General features: G+C 68.4%; 14 protein-coding genes. 8 read left to right on the forward strand and 6 right to left on the reverse strand.

The features are described from left to right. Positions 1 to 32: 32 nt before the first annotated feature. From G6O54_RS23930 to G6O54_RS23945, 4 genes are read left to right on the forward strand one after another with little or no spacing between them, the layout of a single operon-like run. Positions 33 to 1,085 carry a 3-oxoacyl-ACP synthase III gene (locus G6O54_RS23930; RefSeq protein WP_165228828.1) on the forward strand — a complete coding sequence of 351 codons (1,053 nt, stop codon included), beginning with the start codon at positions 33 to 35 and terminating at the stop codon, positions 1,083 to 1,085. Continuing rightward, positions 1,079 to 1,993: an alpha/beta fold hydrolase gene (locus G6O54_RS23935; protein WP_165228830.1), complete on the forward strand. Its 915-nt coding sequence runs from the start codon at positions 1,079 to 1,081 to the stop codon at positions 1,991 to 1,993. The genes G6O54_RS23930 and G6O54_RS23935 overlap by 7 nt, the downstream gene beginning before the upstream one ends. A gap of 25 nt (positions 1,994 to 2,018) precedes the next feature. Further along, positions 2,019 to 3,713, forward strand: coding sequence for a fatty acid CoA ligase family protein (locus G6O54_RS23940; protein ID WP_205679017.1), 1,695 nt, complete (start codon positions 2,019 to 2,021; stop codon positions 3,711 to 3,713). After that, positions 3,710 to 4,738, forward strand: coding sequence for an NAD-dependent epimerase/dehydratase family protein (locus G6O54_RS23945; protein ID WP_165228832.1), 1,029 nt, complete (start codon positions 3,710 to 3,712; stop codon positions 4,736 to 4,738). Before G6O54_RS23940 ends, G6O54_RS23945 begins: the two co-directional genes overlap by 4 nt. Positions 4,739 to 4,778: 40 nt before the next feature. Here the strand turns inward: G6O54_RS23945 and G6O54_RS23950 are convergent, their stop codons facing one another. Beyond that, positions 4,779 to 6,761, reverse strand: a complete 1,983-nt coding sequence (locus G6O54_RS23950) for a sensor histidine kinase (RefSeq protein ID WP_165228834.1) — start codon at positions 6,759 to 6,761, stop codon at positions 4,779 to 4,781. Continuing rightward, positions 6,758 to 7,876, reverse strand: a complete 1,119-nt coding sequence (locus G6O54_RS23955; protein ID WP_165228836.1) for a response regulator — start codon at positions 7,874 to 7,876, stop codon at positions 6,758 to 6,760. The genes G6O54_RS23950 and G6O54_RS23955 overlap by 4 nt, the downstream gene beginning before the upstream one ends. 211 nt (positions 7,877 to 8,087) lie before the next feature. Here G6O54_RS23955 and nadA point away from each other — a divergent pair, with 211 nt between their 5' ends. Together nadA and glgB are read left to right on the forward strand one after the other, a co-directional pair. Continuing rightward, positions 8,088 to 9,242 carry a quinolinate synthase NadA gene (gene nadA / locus G6O54_RS23960; RefSeq protein ID WP_165228838.1) on the forward strand — a complete coding sequence of 385 codons (1,155 nt, stop codon included), beginning with the start codon at positions 8,088 to 8,090 and terminating at the stop codon, positions 9,240 to 9,242. Positions 9,243 to 9,460: 218 nt separating this feature from the next. Then, positions 9,461 to 11,755, forward strand: coding sequence for a 1,4-alpha-glucan branching protein GlgB (gene glgB, locus G6O54_RS23965; RefSeq protein ID WP_165228840.1), 2,295 nt, complete (start codon positions 9,461 to 9,463; stop codon positions 11,753 to 11,755). Between the two features lie 12 nt (positions 11,756 to 11,767). Here glgB and G6O54_RS23970 read toward each other — a convergent pair whose 3' ends face one another. From G6O54_RS23970 to G6O54_RS37405, 3 genes are all read right to left on the reverse strand, one after another. Continuing rightward, positions 11,768 to 13,909 (reverse strand): endonuclease MutS2, encoded by a 2,142-nt coding sequence (locus tag G6O54_RS23970; RefSeq protein ID WP_250847044.1) that lies wholly within the window; start codon positions 13,907 to 13,909, stop codon positions 11,768 to 11,770. A gap of 199 nt (positions 13,910 to 14,108) precedes the next feature. Continuing rightward, complete coding sequence (locus tag G6O54_RS23975; protein WP_165228842.1) at positions 14,109 to 14,858, reverse strand: HEAT repeat domain-containing protein; 750 nt, start codon at positions 14,856 to 14,858, stop codon at positions 14,109 to 14,111. A gap of 263 nt (positions 14,859 to 15,121) precedes the next feature. Then, complete coding sequence (locus G6O54_RS37405) at positions 15,122 to 15,532, reverse strand: hypothetical protein (protein WP_205679018.1); 411 nt, start codon at positions 15,530 to 15,532, stop codon at positions 15,122 to 15,124. A gap of 635 nt (positions 15,533 to 16,167) precedes the next feature. Between G6O54_RS37405 and ruvA the strand changes: the two genes are divergently transcribed. Continuing rightward, positions 16,168 to 16,827, forward strand: coding sequence for a Holliday junction branch migration protein RuvA (gene ruvA, locus G6O54_RS23985; RefSeq protein WP_165228844.1), 660 nt, complete (start codon positions 16,168 to 16,170; stop codon positions 16,825 to 16,827). Between the two features lie 49 nt (positions 16,828 to 16,876). Next, positions 16,877 to 17,980, forward strand: coding sequence for a Holliday junction branch migration DNA helicase RuvB (gene ruvB / locus G6O54_RS23990; protein WP_165228846.1), 1,104 nt, complete (start codon positions 16,877 to 16,879; stop codon positions 17,978 to 17,980). On the opposite strand, the gene G6O54_RS23995 is transcribed toward ruvB, so the two are convergent. After that, positions 17,945 to 18,964 carry an L-threonylcarbamoyladenylate synthase gene (locus tag G6O54_RS23995; protein ID WP_165228848.1) on the reverse strand — a complete coding sequence of 340 codons (1,020 nt, stop codon included), beginning with the start codon at positions 18,962 to 18,964 and terminating at the stop codon, positions 17,945 to 17,947. The genes ruvB and G6O54_RS23995 overlap by 36 nt on opposite strands. Positions 18,965 to 18,978 lie beyond the last annotated feature (14 nt).

Raw genomic sequence — 18,978 nt, forward strand, 5'->3', positions numbered from 1 at the left:
AGAATCTCTCGTAGCGGGATCGAAGCGGGTCGATGAAGTACTCGAAGGTCTACCTGGAAGCGCTGGGGTACGAGATCGCCCCGGTGGTCGTCTCCTCGACCGAGCTGGAGGAGCGACTCGGCCCGGTCTATGAGGCCCTGCACCTCCGCCCGGGTCAGCTCGAGTCGCTCACGGGGATCGTGGAGCGACGGTGGTGGGAGGAGGGGTTCCGCCTCTCCGACGGCGCGGCCATCGCGGCCCGGCGGGCCCTGGAGCAGGCGGAGATCCGCCCGGACCAGGTCGACGCCCTGATCTACGGCGGCGTCTGCCGCGAGTATTTCGAGCCGGCGACGGCCTGCCACGTCGCCTCGAACCTGGGGATCAGCCCGGAGGCGACGGTCTTCGATATCAGCAACGCCTGCCTGGGCGTCCTCAACGGCATCATCGAGATCGCCAATCGGATCGAGCTCGGCCAGATCCGGGCCGGGCTGGTCGTGTCGTGCGAGTCGGCCCGCGAGATCAACGAGATCATGATCGAGCGGATGTGCCAGGATCCCCGCATGGAGTACTTCAAGTACTCGCTGGCGACCCTGACCGGGGGCTCCGGCGCGGTGGCCGTGCTCCTGACCGACGGCTCGTTCTCGAAGGCACGGAGCCGGCGGCTGCTCGGCGGCGTGACCCAGACGGCGCCGCAGTTCCACAACCTCTGCCGCTGGGGGATCGAGGCGCTCCGGCCGCTGGCCTCGCACCAGTTCCTCCAGTTCACGTCGACGGATTCCGCCGCGGTGCTCACCCACGGGGTGGAGCTGGGCATCCGGACCTGGCAGGCCTTCCTGCGGAAGCTCGGCTGGATGAAGGATCGGATCGACCGGGTCATCTGCCACCAGGTCGGCGCCTCGCACCGCGATACGATCCTCCGCTCGCTGGGCATCGGCCTCGACAAGGACTTCTCGACCTTCCCCTACCTGGGCAACATGGGCACCGTCTCGCTGCCGCTGACCGCGGCGCTCGCCGAGGATCGCGAGGTCGTCCAGCCCGGTGACCGCGTGGCCTTCCTCGGCATCGGGAGCGGGCTGAACTGCCTGATGCTGGGGGTGGAATGGTGATCGCCGCGGCGGAGCGGATCTCGGCGCGCTCGTCCGCCCTCCGGGAATTCCTGGACCGGCACCCCGGGGCGGACTTCGATCGCGACGGCATCCGGCTCCACTACCTGGACGAGGGCGCGGGCGCCCCCGTGGTCATGGTCCACGGCAACCCGACCTGGTCCTTCCACTTCCGCCGGCTCGCCGAGGCGCTCAGCCCCACCTGCCGGGTGGTCGTCCCCGACCACGTCGGCTGCGGGCTTTCCGAGAAGCCGGACGATGCCCGCTACGACTACACCCTGGAGAGCCGGGTCGACGACCTCGAGGCCCTGCTGGCGTCGCTGGGGATCGACCGCGACATCGCGCTGGTGCTCCACGACTGGGGCGGGATGATCGGCATGGCCTACGCGGCTCGCCATCCCGAGCGGATCTCACGGCTCGTGGTGATGAATACGGCGGGCTTCCACATGCCGGCGGCCAAGTCATTCCCGCCGGCCCTCTGGGTCTGCCGAGACACACCGCTGGGCGCCTGGGCGGTCCGTGGATTGAACGCCTTCGTCCGGGGGACGGCCAGGATCGGCTGCAAGCGACACCCGCTCTCGCGCGACGTCCGCGAAGCCTATGCGGCGCCTTACGATTCGTGGGCCCATCGAATCGCGATCCATCGGTTCGTCCAGGATATTCCGCTCCGCCCCGGCGATCGTTGCTACGACCTCGTCACCGGGGTGCAGGACCGGCTGCCATTGCTCGCGGACGTGCCGATGCTCGTCGGTTGGGGGCTGAAGGACTTCGTCTTCGACGGGACGTTCCTCGACGAGTGGACCCGACGCTTCCCGCGGGCGACGGTCCTGGCCTACCCGGACGCCGGTCATTACGTGCTCGAGGACGAGTCCGAGGCGCTCATCCCCGCGATCCGCGAATTCCTTTGTTGAGCCCGCCTTCGAGGAGCCACCTCTCGTGCCTTCGGTCGTCCAGGAGCCCGCGAACATCGCCAGGCATCTCCGGGCGATGGCGATCCGCCAGCCGCATCGTCACGCGGTGGTCGTGCCCGGAGGGCGTTCGGCCGGCGGACGTGTGCTCTACGAGCACATGACCTATCGCCAGCTCGATCGCGATAGCGACCAGATCGCGCGGGGCCTCGCCGTGGCCGGAGTGGCCGCGGGGGCGCGGGCGGCGGTGATGGTGAAGCCGGGGCTCGACTTCTTCTCGCTCACCTTCGGCCTCTTCAAGGCTGGAGTGCCCCCGGTGCTTATCGACCCCGGCATGGGGCTGAAAAACCTGGGGCGGTGCCTCGATGAGGCGGCGCCCGATTACTTCTTCGGCATCCCGCGGGCCGTCGCCGCTCGTCGGGTCCTGGGCTGGGGCCGTGAGACCGTCCGAGAGGTCTTCGTGGTCGCGCCCGGCTGGCGCTGGACCGGCCATCGGACCCTCGACGAGGTCCGCCGCCTGGGCCGGGAGTCGCTGTCGGAGTCGGCGAACCCGATCGATCCGTTCCGGCCCGTCGCCGACGACGCCGTGGCGGCGATCCTCTTCACGAGCGGCAGCACCGGGCCGCCCAAGGGGGCCGTGTACACCCACGGCATCTTCGAGGCCCAGGTCGAGCACTTCCGGAATCTCTACGCGATCGAGCCGGGCGAGCTCGACCTCTGCACGTTCCCGCTCTTCGCCCTCTTCGCCCCTGCGCTCGGGATGACGGCGATCGTGCCCGACATGGACTTCACCCGGCCCGCGCGAGTGAACCCGGACCGCCTGCTTGGGACGATCGAGGACTTCGGCCCGACGAACCTCTTCGGCTCCCCCGCCCTGCTCCGCCGGGTCGGGCCCGCCGCGACGAAGCGCGGCGTGAAGCTGACCACGCTCCGCCGCGCGATCACGGCCGGCGCCCCGGCCTCGCCGGCCGTCCTCGACGTCTTCTCGAAACTCCTCGAGCCCCCCGCGGAGGTCTTCACCCCGTACGGGGCGACCGAGGCCATGCCCGTCGCCTCGATCGGCAGCCGGGAGATCCTGGAGGAGACGCGGCACGAGACCGAGCAGGGCAAGGGCGTCTGCGTCGGCGTCCCCGTGAGGGGTCTCGACGTCCGCATCATCCGGGTCAGCGACGCCCCGATCGAAACCTGGACCGACGACCTCGAGGTGAACGACGGAGAGCTCGGCGAGATCGCCGTCTCGGGTCCGGTCGTGACCCGCGAGTATTTCCGACGCCCCGAGGCCACCCGTTTGGCGAAGATCGCGGCCCCTGCGCGGGGCTCGTTCTTTCATCGGATGGGGGACATCGGCTATCGCGACGCCGAGGGCCGCCTCTGGTTCTGCGGCCGCATGTCGCAGCGGGTCGTCCTGCCCGACGAGACGCTCTACACGATCTGCTGCGAGGGGGTGTTCAACGCCCACCCGAGCGTCGTGCGGTCGGCGCTCGTGGGGGCCCGACGGCGTGATGTCGTGGTCCCGGTGCTCTGCGTCGAGCCGCTCCCCGGGCTGGATTCGGCGGGGCGTGAAAAGGTCCGTCAGGAACTGCGGGCGATGGGATCGCGGTTCCCCCATACGCGGCGGATCGAGGAGATCCGCTTCCATCCGTCGTTCCCGGTGGACATCCGCCACAACTCGAAGATTCATCGGGAGAAGCTCGCAATCTGGGCGGGGAGGAAGGGTCGATGAGCCAGGACGATCGGGGCCGAGTCCTGATCACGGGTGGGGGGGGATTCCTCGGCTCGGCGGTGGCGAGGATGCTCCGCGCGGAGGGCCGGGCTGTCCGCTCCCTGGCGAGGACCCGGCACCCAGCCCTGGACGAGATCGGCGTGGAGCAGATCCAGGGGGACATCGCCGATCCCGCCGCGGTCTCCCAGGCGGTCCGCGGCTGCGACACGGTCTATCACGTCGCGGCGATGGCCGGGATCTGGGGGGCCTATTCGTCCTATCACCGGACGAACGTGGTCGGCACCCAGAACGTCGTGGCCGCCTGCCGCGAGCATCGCGTGCCGCGGCTCATCTACACGAGCTCGCCGAGCGTCGTCTTCACCGGCCATGACCTCGAGGGCGTGGATGAGACCGCCCCTTACGCGGACCACTACGACGCCGCCTATCCGGCCACCAAGGCCATCGCGGAGAAGCTCGTCCTGGCCAGCAACGACGCCTCCCTGGCCACCGTTTCGCTGCGCCCGCATCTCATCTGGGGACCGGGAGACAACAACATCCTCCCCAGGGTCTTCGATCGGGCCCGCGCCGGGAGGCTCTTCCGGATCGGCGACAAGAACCCGCTCATCGACCTCACCTACCTCGACAACGCCGCGCTCGCGCACGTGCTTGCCGGCGAGCGGCTGGCGCCGGGCTCGCCGATCGCGGGCCGTGCCTACTTCATCGCCCAGGACCAGCCCGTTCCCCTCTGGGACATGGTCAATCAATTCCTCGAGATCGCCGGCCTTCCCCCCGTCCGGAAGGCCGTGCCCCGACCGCTGGCCATCGCGATCGGCGGCCTGATGGAGGCCGTATACGGCACGCTTCGACTCGCCGGCGAGCCACGGATGACGCGATTCCTGGCCCGCGAGCTGTCCACCGCCCACTGGTACAATCTCGCCGCGGCCCGACGCGACCTCGGCTACACGCCGACGGTCAGCATCGAGGAGGGACTCCGAAGGCTGGCCGAGTCGATGAGGGCCGATCGGTCGCGGAACAACGGTGCGTGAACCGCGGTCGGTCCTGCACGGGCCCGGTGTTGTCGGGGGGTCAGGCCGTGTCGCGGTCGACGGCCGGCTCGGCCCCGGCGGGCCGTTCCGGCGAGCGGGGGAGGGTCACGTAGAACGTGGCCCCCTCCCCGAGGCGGCTCTCGACCCAGATCCGGCCGCCGTGCGACTGGACGATCTTGGCGCAGATCGCGAGCCCCGCGCCGATCCCCTCGTACTCTTCCGACGAGTGCAGCCGGCGGAAGATGTGGAAGATCTTCTGGTGGTTCCGGGGATCGATGCCGATCCCGTTGTCACGGACGAACAGGCGGACCATCGAGGAGCCATCCGGCCCGGCCTCTCCCTCATCGGGAGGCCGCCCGGGATCGGCGGTCGCGCCGACGACGACCCGAGGTGCTTCGCTCTGGTTGTACTTGATGGCGTTGCTGATGAGGTTCGTGAACAGACGCTGGAGCCTCCACTGCTCCCCTCGGATCGAGACGTCCGCCCCCTCGACGAGGACCTCGGCCCTGCGATCGCGGATCCGCGCGGACAGGTCGGCCTTGACGATGTCGATCAGCTCGTGGAATGAGATGTCGCCGATCTCACGGTCAAGCTTCCCGGCCCGGGCCAGGTTTAACAACCCGTACACCATCGCCTGCAGCCGTCGCGAGGCGTCGGCCAGGTAGTGGATGAACTGTCGGCCCTCGGGCTCGATCTGGTCGGCATGGTCGCGGAGGAGGAAATCGGAGAAGACCTGCAAGGTCCGGAGGGGTTCCTGGAGGTCGTGGGAGACGACGTATACGAATTCGTCGAGCTCCTGATTCCGTAGCGAGAGCTCGGCGTTGGCGACCGCCAGCGAGCGATTGGTCGCGCGGATCTCCGATTCCAGGCGGTGCTTCGCCGTCACGTCTTCCGCCACGCATCGCACCTGGGCGTGAGACTCACTCCGAGCCCGGGACACGGTCCCTCGAAACCAGACCTCGATGGTCTGCCCCCCGGCGACGATCCATCTCCCTTCCCCTTCGATAGTCCCCTTCCTGAACACTTCCGCGAACATGGCATGGATCCGCTCGTCGTCGTCGGGGTGGGGCAACGTGAAGAAGCTGCGCCCGAGCGCCTCCTCGCGGCGCAGCCGGACGGTCGCCAGGAAGGTCCGGTTGCACTCGATGATCCGCCCCCGGTCGTCGAGGCTGAAGCACATCGTCGGCACGTCGTCGTAGAGCTCCGAGTACCGGTCCTTCAGCTCCTCGAGCTGGCGATTGATGCCGCGAAGCTGCTCGTTGAGTCGGATGAGCTCCCGGCTCCGGAGCCGGAGCTCCCGCTCGGACCGGATCTTCTCGGTCACGTCGGAGAGGTGGCATCGGAGGTAGGAGAGTCGCTGCCCTGCCTTGTATCGCGCGCTCGCGTTCAACTCGACCGCCTTGGTCTCTCCCAGGGCGGTCTTGATCCGGAAGATGTGACCGTGCGAATCGCCGCGGATGATCGCCTGTTCGAGGGCGTCCCTCGCCCGCTCCCGGTCATCCGGGTGGATCACCTGGAGGAAGGACAGATCCTCCAGCTCCGAGAGCGACCAGCCGAGGAACTCCTGCTCCGCGAGGCTGGAATCCAGCCAGCGGAAGTCGACCGGATCCAGGCGGTTGACCATATCCGTGATCGCGAATTCGCCGGTCCTGGAATCGTCCGCGGAGGAGGGATCGTCGACCGGCATCGAGGCGTACAGGCCGCTGCGGGTCATGGCGAGCTCGCCGGAGCCCGACGCGATCGGCTGGGCGTGGGACGCGGAAGCCGCCTGGGTCGGCTCCGCGGGCGTGTCGACCGGGAAGTAGCCGGTCCGCCCGGCCCGGGAGAAGCGTTCCCAGGATCGGATCGCCCAGGTCCAGGCGATCGGCAGCGAGGACGCCAGCAGCACCAGCCTCCGCCCCTCGGGATCGAGCCGGAGCGCGGTCGGGACGACCAGGAGGAGCCAGCCCAGGGAGATGAGGATCGGGGCGATCGCCGTCCGATCGCGCGAGCCGTCACTCGCCGATCCCGACGCGGGGCTCATCCGTCCACGGCCTTCTCGGTCGCGACGGCGCCGTCGCGCGGGAGCCAGATCGAGAAGCAGGCGCCTCCCTCCGGATTGTTCTGGACCGTCAGCCTGCCCCCCTGCTCCTTGAGGATCTCCGACGCCAGGTGGAGGCCGTAGCCGGTCCCGCCTTCCTTGGTGGTGAAGAAGGGTTCGAAGATGCGGCCGAGGTGGCTCTCCGGGATCCCCGGCCCGTCGTCGCGGACCTCCAGCTTCACCCAGGGACCCTCCTGATCCGCCGTCTCGACCGCGACCTGGACCTTCCCGGTGGTCCGGATCCCGGCGATGGCCTGCTGGGCATTGCTGAGCAGGTCGATCAGCACCTGGATGATCCGCCCGGCGTCTCCCCGAGCGATCGGCCCCGACTCGCCGCGGCAGCAGACCTCGAAGGTGATCCCGCGGACGCTCGGCGATAGCCCCTTGGAGAAGAGGTCGACGGCCTCCCTGGCCACGGCCGCCGCGTCGACGGACTGAAGCTGGGGGGGGCCCGATCGGACCATCGCCATCAGGTGATCCAGCCGGACCTGGAGGAGCTGGATCCCTCGGAGGATTGAATCCACCCATTGAGGATCGTGAGGCTCCGTCCCGTTGCCCATCCGCAGGAGCTCCGCGCTCCCTCGGATCACCGACAGCGGGCCCCGGATCTCATGGATGATCCCGGCGAGGAGGCGGCCGGCCTGCACGAGCTGGCGGTTCAGCATCGTCAGGCTGAGCAACTGCTGGTACTGGACCAGCCGTTTGACCCGGGCGAGGACGAGCTCCGGGGCCGAATCCTTGGCGACGTAATCGTCCGCGCCGGCTTCCAATCCCGCGAGCACGTCGGCGTCGTCGTGCCGCACCGTGAGCATCAGGACCGGAACGTTGGCCAGCAGGCCGTTGCCGCGGATTTCCCGGCAGACGGCCAGGCCGTCCATGTCCGGCAGGTTGACATCCAGGACGATGATGTGAGGCCGCATCTCGAGCGCCTTGGGGAGGGCATCCCGCCCCCTCGAGACGTCTTGGACCGTGTACCCACCTCGCGTCATGATGGTCCGGAAGAGCGCGCGGTCGCCCGCGCTGTCGTCCACGATCAGCACGGTGACGTTCTCTGCCATCCCGGGGTTTCCAGCGATGGGGTGCCTCTGCCTGGATCCGCCGCGACTCCTAGCATGATCAAAACGACACGGGGTCACAAGGGAGGGCCGGGGGCCGCCAAATATTCAACTGGCTCCCCGGCCGCGCCTATAATGAAGCGACGTACGGTATGCGACTCGACCTTCGGGCGCTGCGACGCCGGTCGCACCCGGCCAAAGCGGACGGACCTTCATGACTTCCAGCCTCCTCGCGGAACCCGTGTCGGCCTCACTCCCGTTCGATCCCTACCGCGGCCTGCCCGACGACGAGCTCGAGGCCAGGATCCGGCTGGCGAAGGAACGGCTCGGGGATTCCCTGCTCATCCTCGGCCATCACTACCAGCAGGACCCGGTCATCCGGTTCGCGGACCTGCGGGGCGACAGCCTCCGCCTCAGTCAGCTCGCGGCCCGCAGCGAGACCTGCAAGTCCATCGTCTTCTGCGGCGTCCACTTCATGGCCGAGACGGCCGATGTCCTCTCGCGGCCCGAGGTGGAGGTCTACCTCCCCGACCTCTCCGCCGGCTGCAGCATGGCCGACATGGCGGACCTGGACGCGGTCGAGTCCGCCTGGTCGGATCTCGCCGAGGTCCTCGACACGTCCGACCTCATGCCCGTGACCTACATCAACTCGACGGCCGATCTGAAGGCGTTCTGCGGCCGGCACGGCGGCATCGTCTGCACCAGCTCGAACGCCCGAGAAGTGCTCGACTGGGCGTTCGCCCGCCGCAAGCGGGCCCTCTTCTTCCCCGACCAGCACCTGGGTCGAAACACGGCCAGGGCCATGGGCGTTCACCTCTCGGAGATGCCGGTCTGGGATCCCCGGCTGCCGCTGGGGGGCAATACACCCGAGGCGCTGAACGCCTCACGCGTCATCCTCTGGAAGGGGCATTGTTCCGTCCACCAGATGTTCAAGCCCGCGCACGTCGCCCAGTTTCGCCGGCAGTTCCCCGGGATCAAGATCCTGATCCATCCCGAATGCATGATGGAGGTCGTCGACCAGGCGGATATCGTCGGCTCGACCGAGTTCATCCTCAAGACGATCGAGCAGGCGCCCGCCGGCTCCTCGTGGGCGATCGGCACCGAGCTGCATCTGGTCCATCGGCTGGCGGCCGCGCATCCCGACAAGGCGATCCATTTCCTCTCGCCGATGGTCTGCATGTGCGCCACGATGTATCGGATCGACCTGCCGCACCTGGCCTGGTGCCTGGAGAATCTCGTCCAGGGCACTCCCGTCAATCGGATCAAGGTTCCGCCCGAGACCGCCCATCACGCCCGGGCGGCCCTGGATCGGATGCTTGCTCTGAAGTCGCTCGCCACCCCGGAATCGAGTTCCGTCCCGGCACGCTGAGGATCTCGCCGGCCACCCGCATGCCACGCCGGCATTCGAGGCGATGACCCGACCGCGGGCTATCATGGGGTCCGACCGTGGCGCAAAATGTGCGGAAGGATCCCATGATCCTCGGGATCGACATTGCATGCTCCGTGCTATCGAGCTAAATATGGGCGCGGAGCGGGGTGGCTGAACCGGTGGGATCCGCGATCGGATCGGACTGTGGGTGGGACATCATGGCAGTATCAACCGAAGAGTCGCGGATTACGTCGCAGGCCGACGTCGACCTGATCGTCCACGCGGAGCACTGGAATCCCTTCACCATACTCGGGCCCCACCGGCTCGAGGCCGCGAACGGGCGGAGCAAGGGCTGGGTCGTCCGCGCCTTCCTGCCCGAGGCCGTCGAGGCCGAGCTGATCGACCTCGAGAAGGGGGAGCCGGGCGTGCCGGTCCCGATGGAGAAGCTCCACCCGGACGGATTCTTCCAGGTCGTCCTCCCCGATCGCGAAGCGACTCCGCGCTATCGCCTCCGGATCGAGAACTTCGAGAAGCACGCCTGGGAACAGGTCGACCCTTACCAGTTCGGCCCGGTCCTCACGGACTTCGACCTTCACCTCCTGGGCGAGGGGACTCACCTCCGGAACTACGACCGGCTGGGGGCACACCTCCGCATGCACGAGGGGTTCAGCGGCGTCCATTTCGCCGTCTGGGCGCCGAACGCCCAGCGCGTGAGCGTGGTCGGGAACTTCAACCACTGGGACGGCCGCCGCCACCAGATGCGGAATCGAGGCGCCACCGGGATCTGGGAGATCTTCATCCCGGACCTCTGCGAGGGCGAGGTCTACAAGCTCGAGATCCGGAGCCGGAACAACGGCTACCTCGTCCAGAAGTCCGACCCATACGGCTTCGCCGCGGAGGTCCGGCCCAAGACGGCCTCGGTCGTCTGGGACCTGTCACGGTACCAGTGGGGCGACCAGGACTGGATGGCGAATCGCGTCAGCCGCCAGGGCCTGGACCGGCCGCTGTCGGTCTACGAGGTCCATCTCGGCTCTTGGAAGAAGCAGTGGGACCAGGCCGGGGGCTTCCTCACCTATCGCCAGCTTGCCCACGACCTGGTGGCCCACCTCCAGCACACCCACTTCACGCACGTGGAGCTGCTGCCGATCACGGAGCACCCCTTCGACGGGAGCTGGGGCTATCAGCCTGTCGGCTACTTCGCGCCGACGTCGCGACACGGCTCGCCGGACGACTTCGCCTACTTCGTGGACACGATGCATCGGAACGGATTCGGCGTGATCCTGGATTGGGTCCCCGCTCACTTCCCCAGCGACCTGCACGGGCTGGGCTTCTTCGACGGGACTCACCTCTACGAGCACGCCGATCCCAGGCTGGGCGAGCATCGCGACTGGGGGACCAAGATCTTCAACTACGGCCGGGCGGAAGTCCGGAACTTCCTCTTCGGCAATGCCCTCTTCTGGCTCGATCGCTACCACCTGGACGGGCTCCGCGTGGATGCGGTGGCCTCGATGCTCTACCTCGACTACTCGCGGAAGCCGGGCGACTGGGTCCCCAACATGTTCGGCGGCAACGAGAACCTGGAGGCGATCGACTTCCTCAAGCGGCTCAACGAGATCTGCCACCAGGAGCACCCGGGCATCCTCACGATCGCGGAGGAATCCACGAGCTGGTCCGGCGTCTCGCGGCCGACCTATCTGGGCGGGCTCGGATTCAGCCTCAAGTGGAACATGGGGTGGATGAACGACACCCTCCGCTACATGTCGAAGGATCCGGTCTTCCGCAAGTACGAGCACGGGGCGCTCACCTTCAGCATGATCTATGCGTTCACGGAGAACTTCATCCTCCCCCTGTCCCACGACGAGGTGGTGCACGGCAAGGGCTCGCTCCTGGACAAGATGCCGGGCGACCTCTGGCAGAAGTTCGCGAACCTTCGCCTCCTGTACGGCTACATGTACGGCCACCCCGGCAAGAAGCTCCTGTTCATGGGGGACGAGATCGCCCAGTGGCGGGAGTGGAACCACGACGAGAGCCTGGACTGGCACCTGCTCCAGTGGGGAGACCACCAGGGAATCTTCAAGCTGATCTGCGACCTGAATGCGCTCTACGTCGCCGAGAAACCGCTCCACGAGGTGGATTTCGACTGGCAGGGGTACGAGTGGCTCGAGCTCCACGACTGGGAGAACAGCGTCCTCGCCTTCCTCCGCCGCGCCCGTGACAGCAAGGATTCCATGGTCGTCATCTGCAACTTCACGCCGGTCGTCCGCGAGAACTACCGGATCGGCGTCCCGGTTGAGGGGTTCTACCGCGAGGTCCTGAACACGGACGCCGGCCACTACGGGGGGTCGAACGTCGGCAACCAGGGCGGGGTTTACGCCGTGCCGGAGCCGCATGCCGGCAAGCCGTATCACCTCTCCCTCCGGGTGCCGCCCCTCGGCGTACTCTTCCTCAAGACCCCCATGCCACCGCCGCCGGAGATCGAGCGCGTGACCGCTCAGCCGCCATCGAAGTCGTGACGTCCCGGCCGGTCACTCGAAGTCGTCGAGCGATCGGAACGCCTTCGGCTTGGTCGAGCGAGTCGGCTGCTGCCCTCGCGGCGACTCGTCCGGAGTGCGGGCGACTTGGGGAATGAGCTCGTCGATGGCCACGTCCCAGGTCACGTGACCGATGGCGATCACGGCCGTCTTCTTCCGGGGGTCGAGCTTCACGATCCGGCCGGGCCGGTCGTAGCCCAGCCTCGGGACCACCACGCGATCCCCCGGCTGGAGCCGCGCGCGGGCGTCCGCGATCGACTCCTCACGCTGGGCCTCGCGCTGCAGGTCGGCCAGCCGCTGGGCCAGGGCCTCGCGAGATCTCTCGGCCTCCGCCTGGGCCGCGAGGGCGGACTGGCGAGCGTCCTCGGCCTCCTTGCGGAGCTTCTGGATCAGCTCCCATTCGGGGGCCGACGAGGAGGCCCCCTGGTGCTTTTCCCGGTAGCCTTCCGCCCGGCGGACGATGTGTTCCGGCAGGCCCAATCGGCGGGCGATCCGCAGGGCATTCGACTGTCCCACGTCGCCGATGTGGACCCGGTAGCGGGGCTGGAGGGTCTCGACGTCGAACTCGACGGCCGCATTCTCGGCCCGGCCGTTCCCCATGGCGTACGACTTCAGCTCGCCGATGTGAGTCGTCACGATCGCGTTGCAGCCGATGCTGTCGAGCTCGTCCAGGATCGCCCAGCCGAGCGCCGCGCCCTCGGCCGGATCGGTCCCGGCCCCCACCTCGTCGAGCAGGACGAGCGAGCGCTCCGTCGCCCCGGAAAGGACCTCAGAAATACGCCGGACGTGCGAGGAGAAGGTGGAGAGGGACTGCTCCAGGCTCTGCTCGTCGCCTATGTCCGCGAGCACGGCATCGAAGACGGGCAACTGAGAGCCCTCCCCCGCGGGGACGTGCAGTCCGCTCTGGGCCATCACGGCCAGCAATCCCACCGTCTTCAGGGCGACGGTCTTGCCGCCCGTGTTGGGACCCGTGACCACCAGCGTCCGGAAGCGAACGCCGAGGTGGATGTCGATCGGCACGACCGCACGAGGCGCGGGAATCGGTGCCGGGGCCGGAGCGACGATCACCGGATCCGACGGCGACGCGTCGCCGGAGGCCGCCGCGAGACGCTCCGGGGCGGAGGCGTCCGACGCGGGAATCGGATTCCCGTGCGGGGGTGTCGACGCGACGACATCGAGGGCGGGATCCTTGCGGAAGATCGCCTCGAGCAGGGGATGTCGCGCCTGGCGGAGGACCAATCTCCCCTCGGCATTCATGTCGGGGGGAAACATGGCGTAGTCGATGCTGTAGCGGGCGCGTGCCTGGATCAGGTCGACGTCGGCCATGATCCGGAGCGTATCGAGGAGCGAGTCCGCCACATGGGCCACCTGGGCGCTCAGCCACCGGAGGATCCGGCGGATCTCCTTGGCCTCGCGCGACCTCAGGTAGGAGAGCTGGGCCGACTGTTCGGAGATGGCGGCGGGCTCGATGTAGACCGTCTCATTCGTCGCGCTGGTCCGCTGGACGGAACCCTGGACCTCGCCGCGGTGGTCCTTCGAGATCGGCAGCACGTAGTGGTGCCCGACCATCGTGAAGTTGGGATATCGGAGGATCCGCTTGATCTCCGGGGACCTGAGCATCCGCCGGAGAGTCTCCTGGATCCGCTCCTCCGCCTGCCCGATCTCGCGACGGAGCGAGGAGAGTCGCCGGCTCGCGGTGTCGAGCACCTTGGCCCGGGTGTCGAGGCAGCCCTCGATGGTCGTCGCCACGGCCGAGAATTCGCCCACCCCGTGCCTCAGCCCGCCGAGCCGGGGGAACTGGTCGCCCACCCGGACGAGCCACTGGTCGAGATATCCGAGGGCCCGCAGGGTCTCGGCGACCTGGGCGAGGTCCTCGGGCTCGAGCATCGCCCCGACCTGGGCGCGTCGGACGTGGGGGCGGATGTCGTGCAGTCCGCCCAGCGGGGGCGAGATCCGCGATCGGATCGCGTCGGCCATCTCGGTCGTGAGCGCGATCTGCTCGTGGATCCGCCCCGGATCGCTCGAAGGCGCCATGGCCTTCGCCGCCTCCTTGCCCAGGGAGCAGGCCGCTCGGGCCGCCACCAGCAGGCGGATCCGGTCGAACTCCAGGAGGTCGAGGGTATGGCTATCCATCATCGATCCGGCTTCGGAACCGGGGTGGAAGTTCAGTACAGAGGGCGGCGCCTCATTCGCGCGCGGTGCACCGTCAAGGGCGAGACACCTCGCGACCGCGGCCGGTTCGGTATCTTAGCAGGCGACGTCAAGGTCTGCCCATCCGCCACCGGCCCATCGCGACGGAGCGAGCGATGGTCGCTGACGCGGGAGGATGACTCGCTCAGGGTCGACGGAGCAGCTCCGGGATCGCCTTCGCCTCGGCCGGCGCGGGGGCGTCCTGCGGGACGCGCGTGTCGGGGGAGGCCGCCGCGGCGATCTGCGCCTTCAGCTCGGTCCGCCAGGGCCCCGGATCGGTCCCCATGTCCTTGCCGGTCAGCTTCCGCAGCGCGCCGAGCGCCGCCAGGCGGATGGCCGGATCGTCGTGCTCCATGCTGTCGACGAGCAGCTTGAAGATCCGCGGGTCGCTGGTCTTCAGCTCGGCGATCCCCTCGATCGCCGCGATCCGCGCGTCCTCGAGATTGTCGGTCGCCATCACCTGGGCCAGGACCGTGGCGTCGGCGGACTGCCCGACCTTGCCGAGGGCGCGGCAGGCCTCGATCTTGATCACGGCGTCGGGGCTGCTGACCGCCTTCACCAGCGTGTCGTGGGCCCGGGGATCGTGGAGCTCGCCGAGGGACCGGCAGATGACCGCGCGGGTCGCGATCGGCTCGCGCCCCTTCTCGAACTTGTCGATCAGCGTGCGGACGGCCTCCGCCTTCTGCTCGTCGCTGTCGTAGGCGTCCGACGAGCCGAGCTTGGAATAGGCGAGGTATCGGGCGTTCGGGTCCGGGTTGTTGCGGACGTGGCCGAGGAAGCTCGTGGCCGTGGTGCCGACGTACGTCTTGCAGCCCGCGGTGGCGAGGCAGGAAGCGAGCAAGAGGGGCCTGACCGAGCGGGCGATCGCCCCGAATCGACGTGCGTGATCTGGCATGAGCAACGGCCCCGCTTCCTGACTGGGGAATCGTCGAGCGCCCGCCCGCCGCGTTCCTTCGCGGAGGCCGCGCGGAGTGGTTGCCGCGCGAGAGCATGAGGATCTTAGCGGCGGGAGTGGCTTCCGCCAAGGTCGAGTTGCCGCCCGCAATGAGCAAGGCCCGCGACAGTCGGGCGACTGTCCCGGGCCTTGATGTTCGCTCGCCACCAGCCCGCCCCCGATCCGGGGAGTGCCGGGGTCGCGTGACGACGCGACCGGATCGCTCAGGACGCCGAGGAGGGCTCGCTGGCCGGGGCCTTGGGCGTGGCGGACTTCGTGCCGAGCTTCGTGATGTGGTAGAAGAACTGCCCCTCGTGCTTCTTGCCCTTCTTGACCAGCTTCTTGGCCTGGAGTGCCGTCAGCGAGCGGGCGTTGGCCTTGGTCGAGAGGAGCCCCGCCTCGCCCTTGCTGCCGACCTCGCTCAGGAGGGTGACCTGGGCGTCGGTCAACTTGGGGGCGGCCTTCTTCGGTGCGGCCTTCTTCGGCGCGGCCTTCTTCACCGCGGCGGCCTTGGGGGCGGCCTTCTTCACCGCGGCGGCCTTGGGGGCGGCCTTCTTCGGTGCGGCCTTCTTGACGGTCGCCTTGGGCTTCTTCGGGGCGGCGGTCTTGGGTGCGGCCGACTTCTTGACAGCCATCGCTCTCTCCTCGTTGCTAAACATGTTCGTCTGTCTTCGACCAACTCTGATCGAGCGGTCCCTGCGCCAATTCATACCAGATCTTTGAATCAGTGGAAGAGGAAGATCGGGCAATTTCGAGGATTTTCTGCGTTTTTTTTGAGTTTCTGGCGAATGTTACGTGTCGCATTATCAAACGAAACACTGCAAGCGCGTTGTGAAATCCTGATAACCTTTTATGTTAGTCTGAAGTTTGATGTGCGTCTCGTCCCGTAAATTGCTGGGAATCCTCGCGATGACCACGCCGTCGCGCGAGCGTACTGCGAGGGCCGCGCGAGCGGCGCGCGCGGCGCGGTAGCGGCCCGCGCGAGTTCGGCCTTGTCGGCGCCTCGGATCCGAAGAAAATGACGACTCGCGGCATCGGCGCGAGCTGGCCGCAGTCGGCCAGCTCGCCGACGACGTCGCCGCGACGACGCGCGCTTCTCGCGCGGGTCCGGTTCGCGCGACTCGCGGACCGCGATCGCCGGATCGGGGCGCGACCGCGCGAGCCGTTTCGGAGATCCACTCGATGGCCTTGATCATCGACGGAGCGTGAGCCATAATTACTGAACAAAAACCCAGATCGCCCGATCGCATGGGAGAAAGGACGAGGGTCGTTGATCACGCACATCCGGGGGACGTTGCGGACGGTCGGAGAGGAGGCGCTCACGCTCGCGCTGGAGCCCGTCGAGATCGAGGTCCTGATCCCCGAGCACACCCGCAGGCAGGTGCAGGGGCGGATCGGCGAGATGATCGCGCTGCACACGATGTTCTACATCGAGGGGAACGCGATGGGGGGGCGGATGCTGCCCCGGCTCATCGGCTTCCTCTCGCCCCTGGACCGAGAGTTCTTCGACACCTTCTGCTCGGTGGACGGAGTCGGGGTGAGGAAGGCGCTGCGGGCCATGGTGCGGCCGGTCCGCGAGCTCGCCCGCGCGATCGAGGACCAGGACGTGAAGATGCTCGCCACCTTCCCCGGCATCGGCGAGGCGACCGCGGAGCGGATCGTCGCCAAGCTCCGGCGCAAGGTCGGCAAATTCGCCCTGATCGTCAATCAGGACGCGGCCGACGAGAAGCACGGCGTCGGCACCAACGGATCCCCGCCGACGGCGGAGCCGGACGTGATCCGCGACACCTACGAGACCTTGCTCTCGGTCGGCCACAATGAGAGCCAGGCCCGCCAGGTCCTCGACCGGGCGCTCGCCGCGGCGGGCAAGAAAAAGTTCAAGTCCGTGGCGGAGCTGATCGAAGCCATCTACCACCAGAGTCGGGATTGAGAGCACGGGCGTGCCCCTCGGCCGGACCACGACACGATTCGAGGCAAACATGAGAGAGCGCATCATCAAGGGGAATCCCGACGACGGCCCCGAACCGGTCGAGCCGGAGGCGACGGAGGGACTTTCGTCCCGCCAGCCACGCCCCCACGATCCCGTCGAGGACAAGCTCCGCCCCCAGCGGCTGGCGGAGGTGGTCGGCCAGCGCGCCGTGGCCGAGCGGCTGTCGATCGCCCTCCTGGCCGCCCGGATGCGCGGCGAGCCGCTGCCCCACATCCTCTTCGACGGGCCCCCGGGGCTGGGCAAGACGACCTTCGCCACCGTCCTCCACAACGAGCTCGGGGTCGAGCTGAGCATTACGAGCGGCGCGGCGCTCGACAAGAAGATGGACGTGATGCCCTACCTCACGAACGCGGCCGAGGGCTCGATCCTCTTCATCGACGAGATCCACCGCCTGCCCCGCGCCGTCGAGGAGTTCATCTACCCGGTGATGGAGGACTTCCGGGTCGACGTGGTCCTGGGAGAGGGGATGTCCGCCAGGACGATCAACCTGCCGCTCAAGAAGTTCACCATCATCGGCGCGACCACGCGCAGCGGCATGCTCTCCGGGCCGCTCCGCGAGCGGTTCCACATGCACGAGCATCTCGAGTTTTACGATCGGGAAGACCTTGCCACCATCATCACGGTCAACGCCGAGAAGCTCCGGACCAAGATCTCGCTGGAGGCCGCCTGGGAACTCGCCGGCCGTTGCCGGGGGACGCCCCGGATCGCGAACGCCCGCCTGCGATGGGTCCGCGATTTCGCCCTGGCGCGCGCCGACGGCGTCGTCACGCCGTCCATCGCCCGTGACGCCCTCGACATGCAGGAGATCGACGCCGAGGGCCTGGACAAGCAGGATCGCCGCTACCTCGACACCCTGATCCGCGTCTTCCACGGGGGACCGACCGGCGTCGAGGCGCTGGCCGCGACGATGAACGTCGCGGTCGACACGCTCCGCGACGAGGTCGAGCCCTATCTCCTTCGCCGCGAGTTCGTCGTCCGGACCCCCCGCGGCCGTCAGGCCTGCGCCCTCGCGTACCGCCACCTGGGCCTCTCGGAGCCGGAGCCCGAGCTGCCGATCTCAATCGTCGACATCCAGCGGAGGCTGTTCGACTAGCGGCCTGGTCGCGCGCAGGAGCCGATCGCGCACGGCCGCCCACTCGGCGACGGCGGGAGGCATGGCAACGAATATCGCACCGAGCCCTCGCGAGTCGAGCTCGCGAAGCGTCGCGTAGAGATCTCGCGCCGCCGCGATCGGATGGGAGAGGATGATCCGGGGGAGCGAGTCGGGCCACTGTTCGGCCCCGTGGCTCCCCAGGATCAGGAGCGCACTTCGAGCTGTCCAACTCCTGGCGGGAATTCCGTCGCCCGGCTCGAGGCGGTATGCGGGAGTCCTCGGCGCATAATGGACCGGCAGCATCCCCGGGCTCGCGGGCGAGTCCGAATGCGATCCTTCGCCGGCCTCCACAACCGGGACCTGTTCGAGGACGCTGCGAATCTCCGCCAGCCCGATCGGCCCGGGCCGGAGGATGACCGGAGTCGAGGACGTCAGGTCGAGGACCGTCGACTCGAGACCCAGCCTCGTCGGCCCGCTGTCCAGGATCAGCTCGACGCGTCCGTCGAGCTCCTCGAGGACGTGCTCGGCCCGGGTCGGCGAGATCCGGTTCGAGCGATTGGCGCTCGGAGCCGCGAGTGGAAGGCCGACGGCCGCGATGAGTGCCCGCGCCACGGCCGTGGCCGGAGATCGGATCGCCACGGTCGACCGACCGGCGGTGACCTCGTCCGGGATCCTCGCGGATCGCGGCAGGACCAGGGTCAGCGGACCCGGCCAGAACCGCGCGGCCAGGCGGTCGGCGGCGTCGGGCCAGCTCGCCGCGCACTCGCGAGCCCGCTCCACGCCGTCGACGTGGACGATCAGCGGATTGAACGAGGGCCGGCCCTTGGCCTCGAAGATCCGCCCCACGGCGGCCGGCTCGGTGGCGACGGCCCCGAGACCATAGACGGTCTCGGTGGCGAACGCCACGAGCCCGCCGAGCCGGAGGATCGCCGCGGCCTCGGCCACGATCTCCGGGTCGGGACGATCGGGATCGATGCGGATCATCCTCGTGTCAATCG

This window comes from Aquisphaera insulae (assembly GCF_011064615.1).
GTDB lineage: Bacteria > Planctomycetota > Planctomycetia > Isosphaerales > Isosphaeraceae > Aquisphaera > Aquisphaera insulae.

Coding starts and splice junctions, on each gene's coding strand:
- glgB (WP_165228840.1), top strand. CDS start 9,461: ATGGCAGTATCAACCGAAGAGTCGCGGATTACGTCGCAGGCCGACGTC.
- G6O54_RS23975 (WP_165228842.1), bottom strand. CDS start 14,858: ATGCCAGATCACGCACGTCGATTCGGGGCGATCGCCCGCTCGGTCAGG.
- G6O54_RS23945 (WP_165228832.1), top strand. CDS start 3,710: ATGAGCCAGGACGATCGGGGCCGAGTCCTGATCACGGGTGGGGGGGGA.
- G6O54_RS23935 (WP_165228830.1), top strand. CDS start 1,079: ATGGTGATCGCCGCGGCGGAGCGGATCTCGGCGCGCTCGTCCGCCCTC.
- G6O54_RS23930 (WP_165228828.1), top strand. CDS start 33: ATGAAGTACTCGAAGGTCTACCTGGAAGCGCTGGGGTACGAGATCGCC.
- G6O54_RS23970 (WP_250847044.1), bottom strand. CDS start 13,909: ATGATGGATAGCCATACCCTCGACCTCCTGGAGTTCGACCGGATCCGC.
- G6O54_RS37405 (WP_205679018.1), bottom strand. CDS start 15,532: ATGGCTGTCAAGAAGTCGGCCGCACCCAAGACCGCCGCCCCGAAGAAG.
- G6O54_RS23950 (WP_165228834.1), bottom strand. CDS start 6,761: ATGAGCCCCGCGTCGGGATCGGCGAGTGACGGCTCGCGCGATCGGACG.
- nadA (WP_165228838.1), top strand. CDS start 8,088: ATGACTTCCAGCCTCCTCGCGGAACCCGTGTCGGCCTCACTCCCGTTC.
- ruvB (WP_165228846.1), top strand. CDS start 16,877: ATGAGAGAGCGCATCATCAAGGGGAATCCCGACGACGGCCCCGAACCG.
- G6O54_RS23955 (WP_165228836.1), bottom strand. CDS start 7,876: ATGGCAGAGAACGTCACCGTGCTGATCGTGGACGACAGCGCGGGCGAC.
- G6O54_RS23995 (WP_165228848.1), bottom strand. CDS start 18,964: ATGATCCGCATCGATCCCGATCGTCCCGACCCGGAGATCGTGGCCGAG.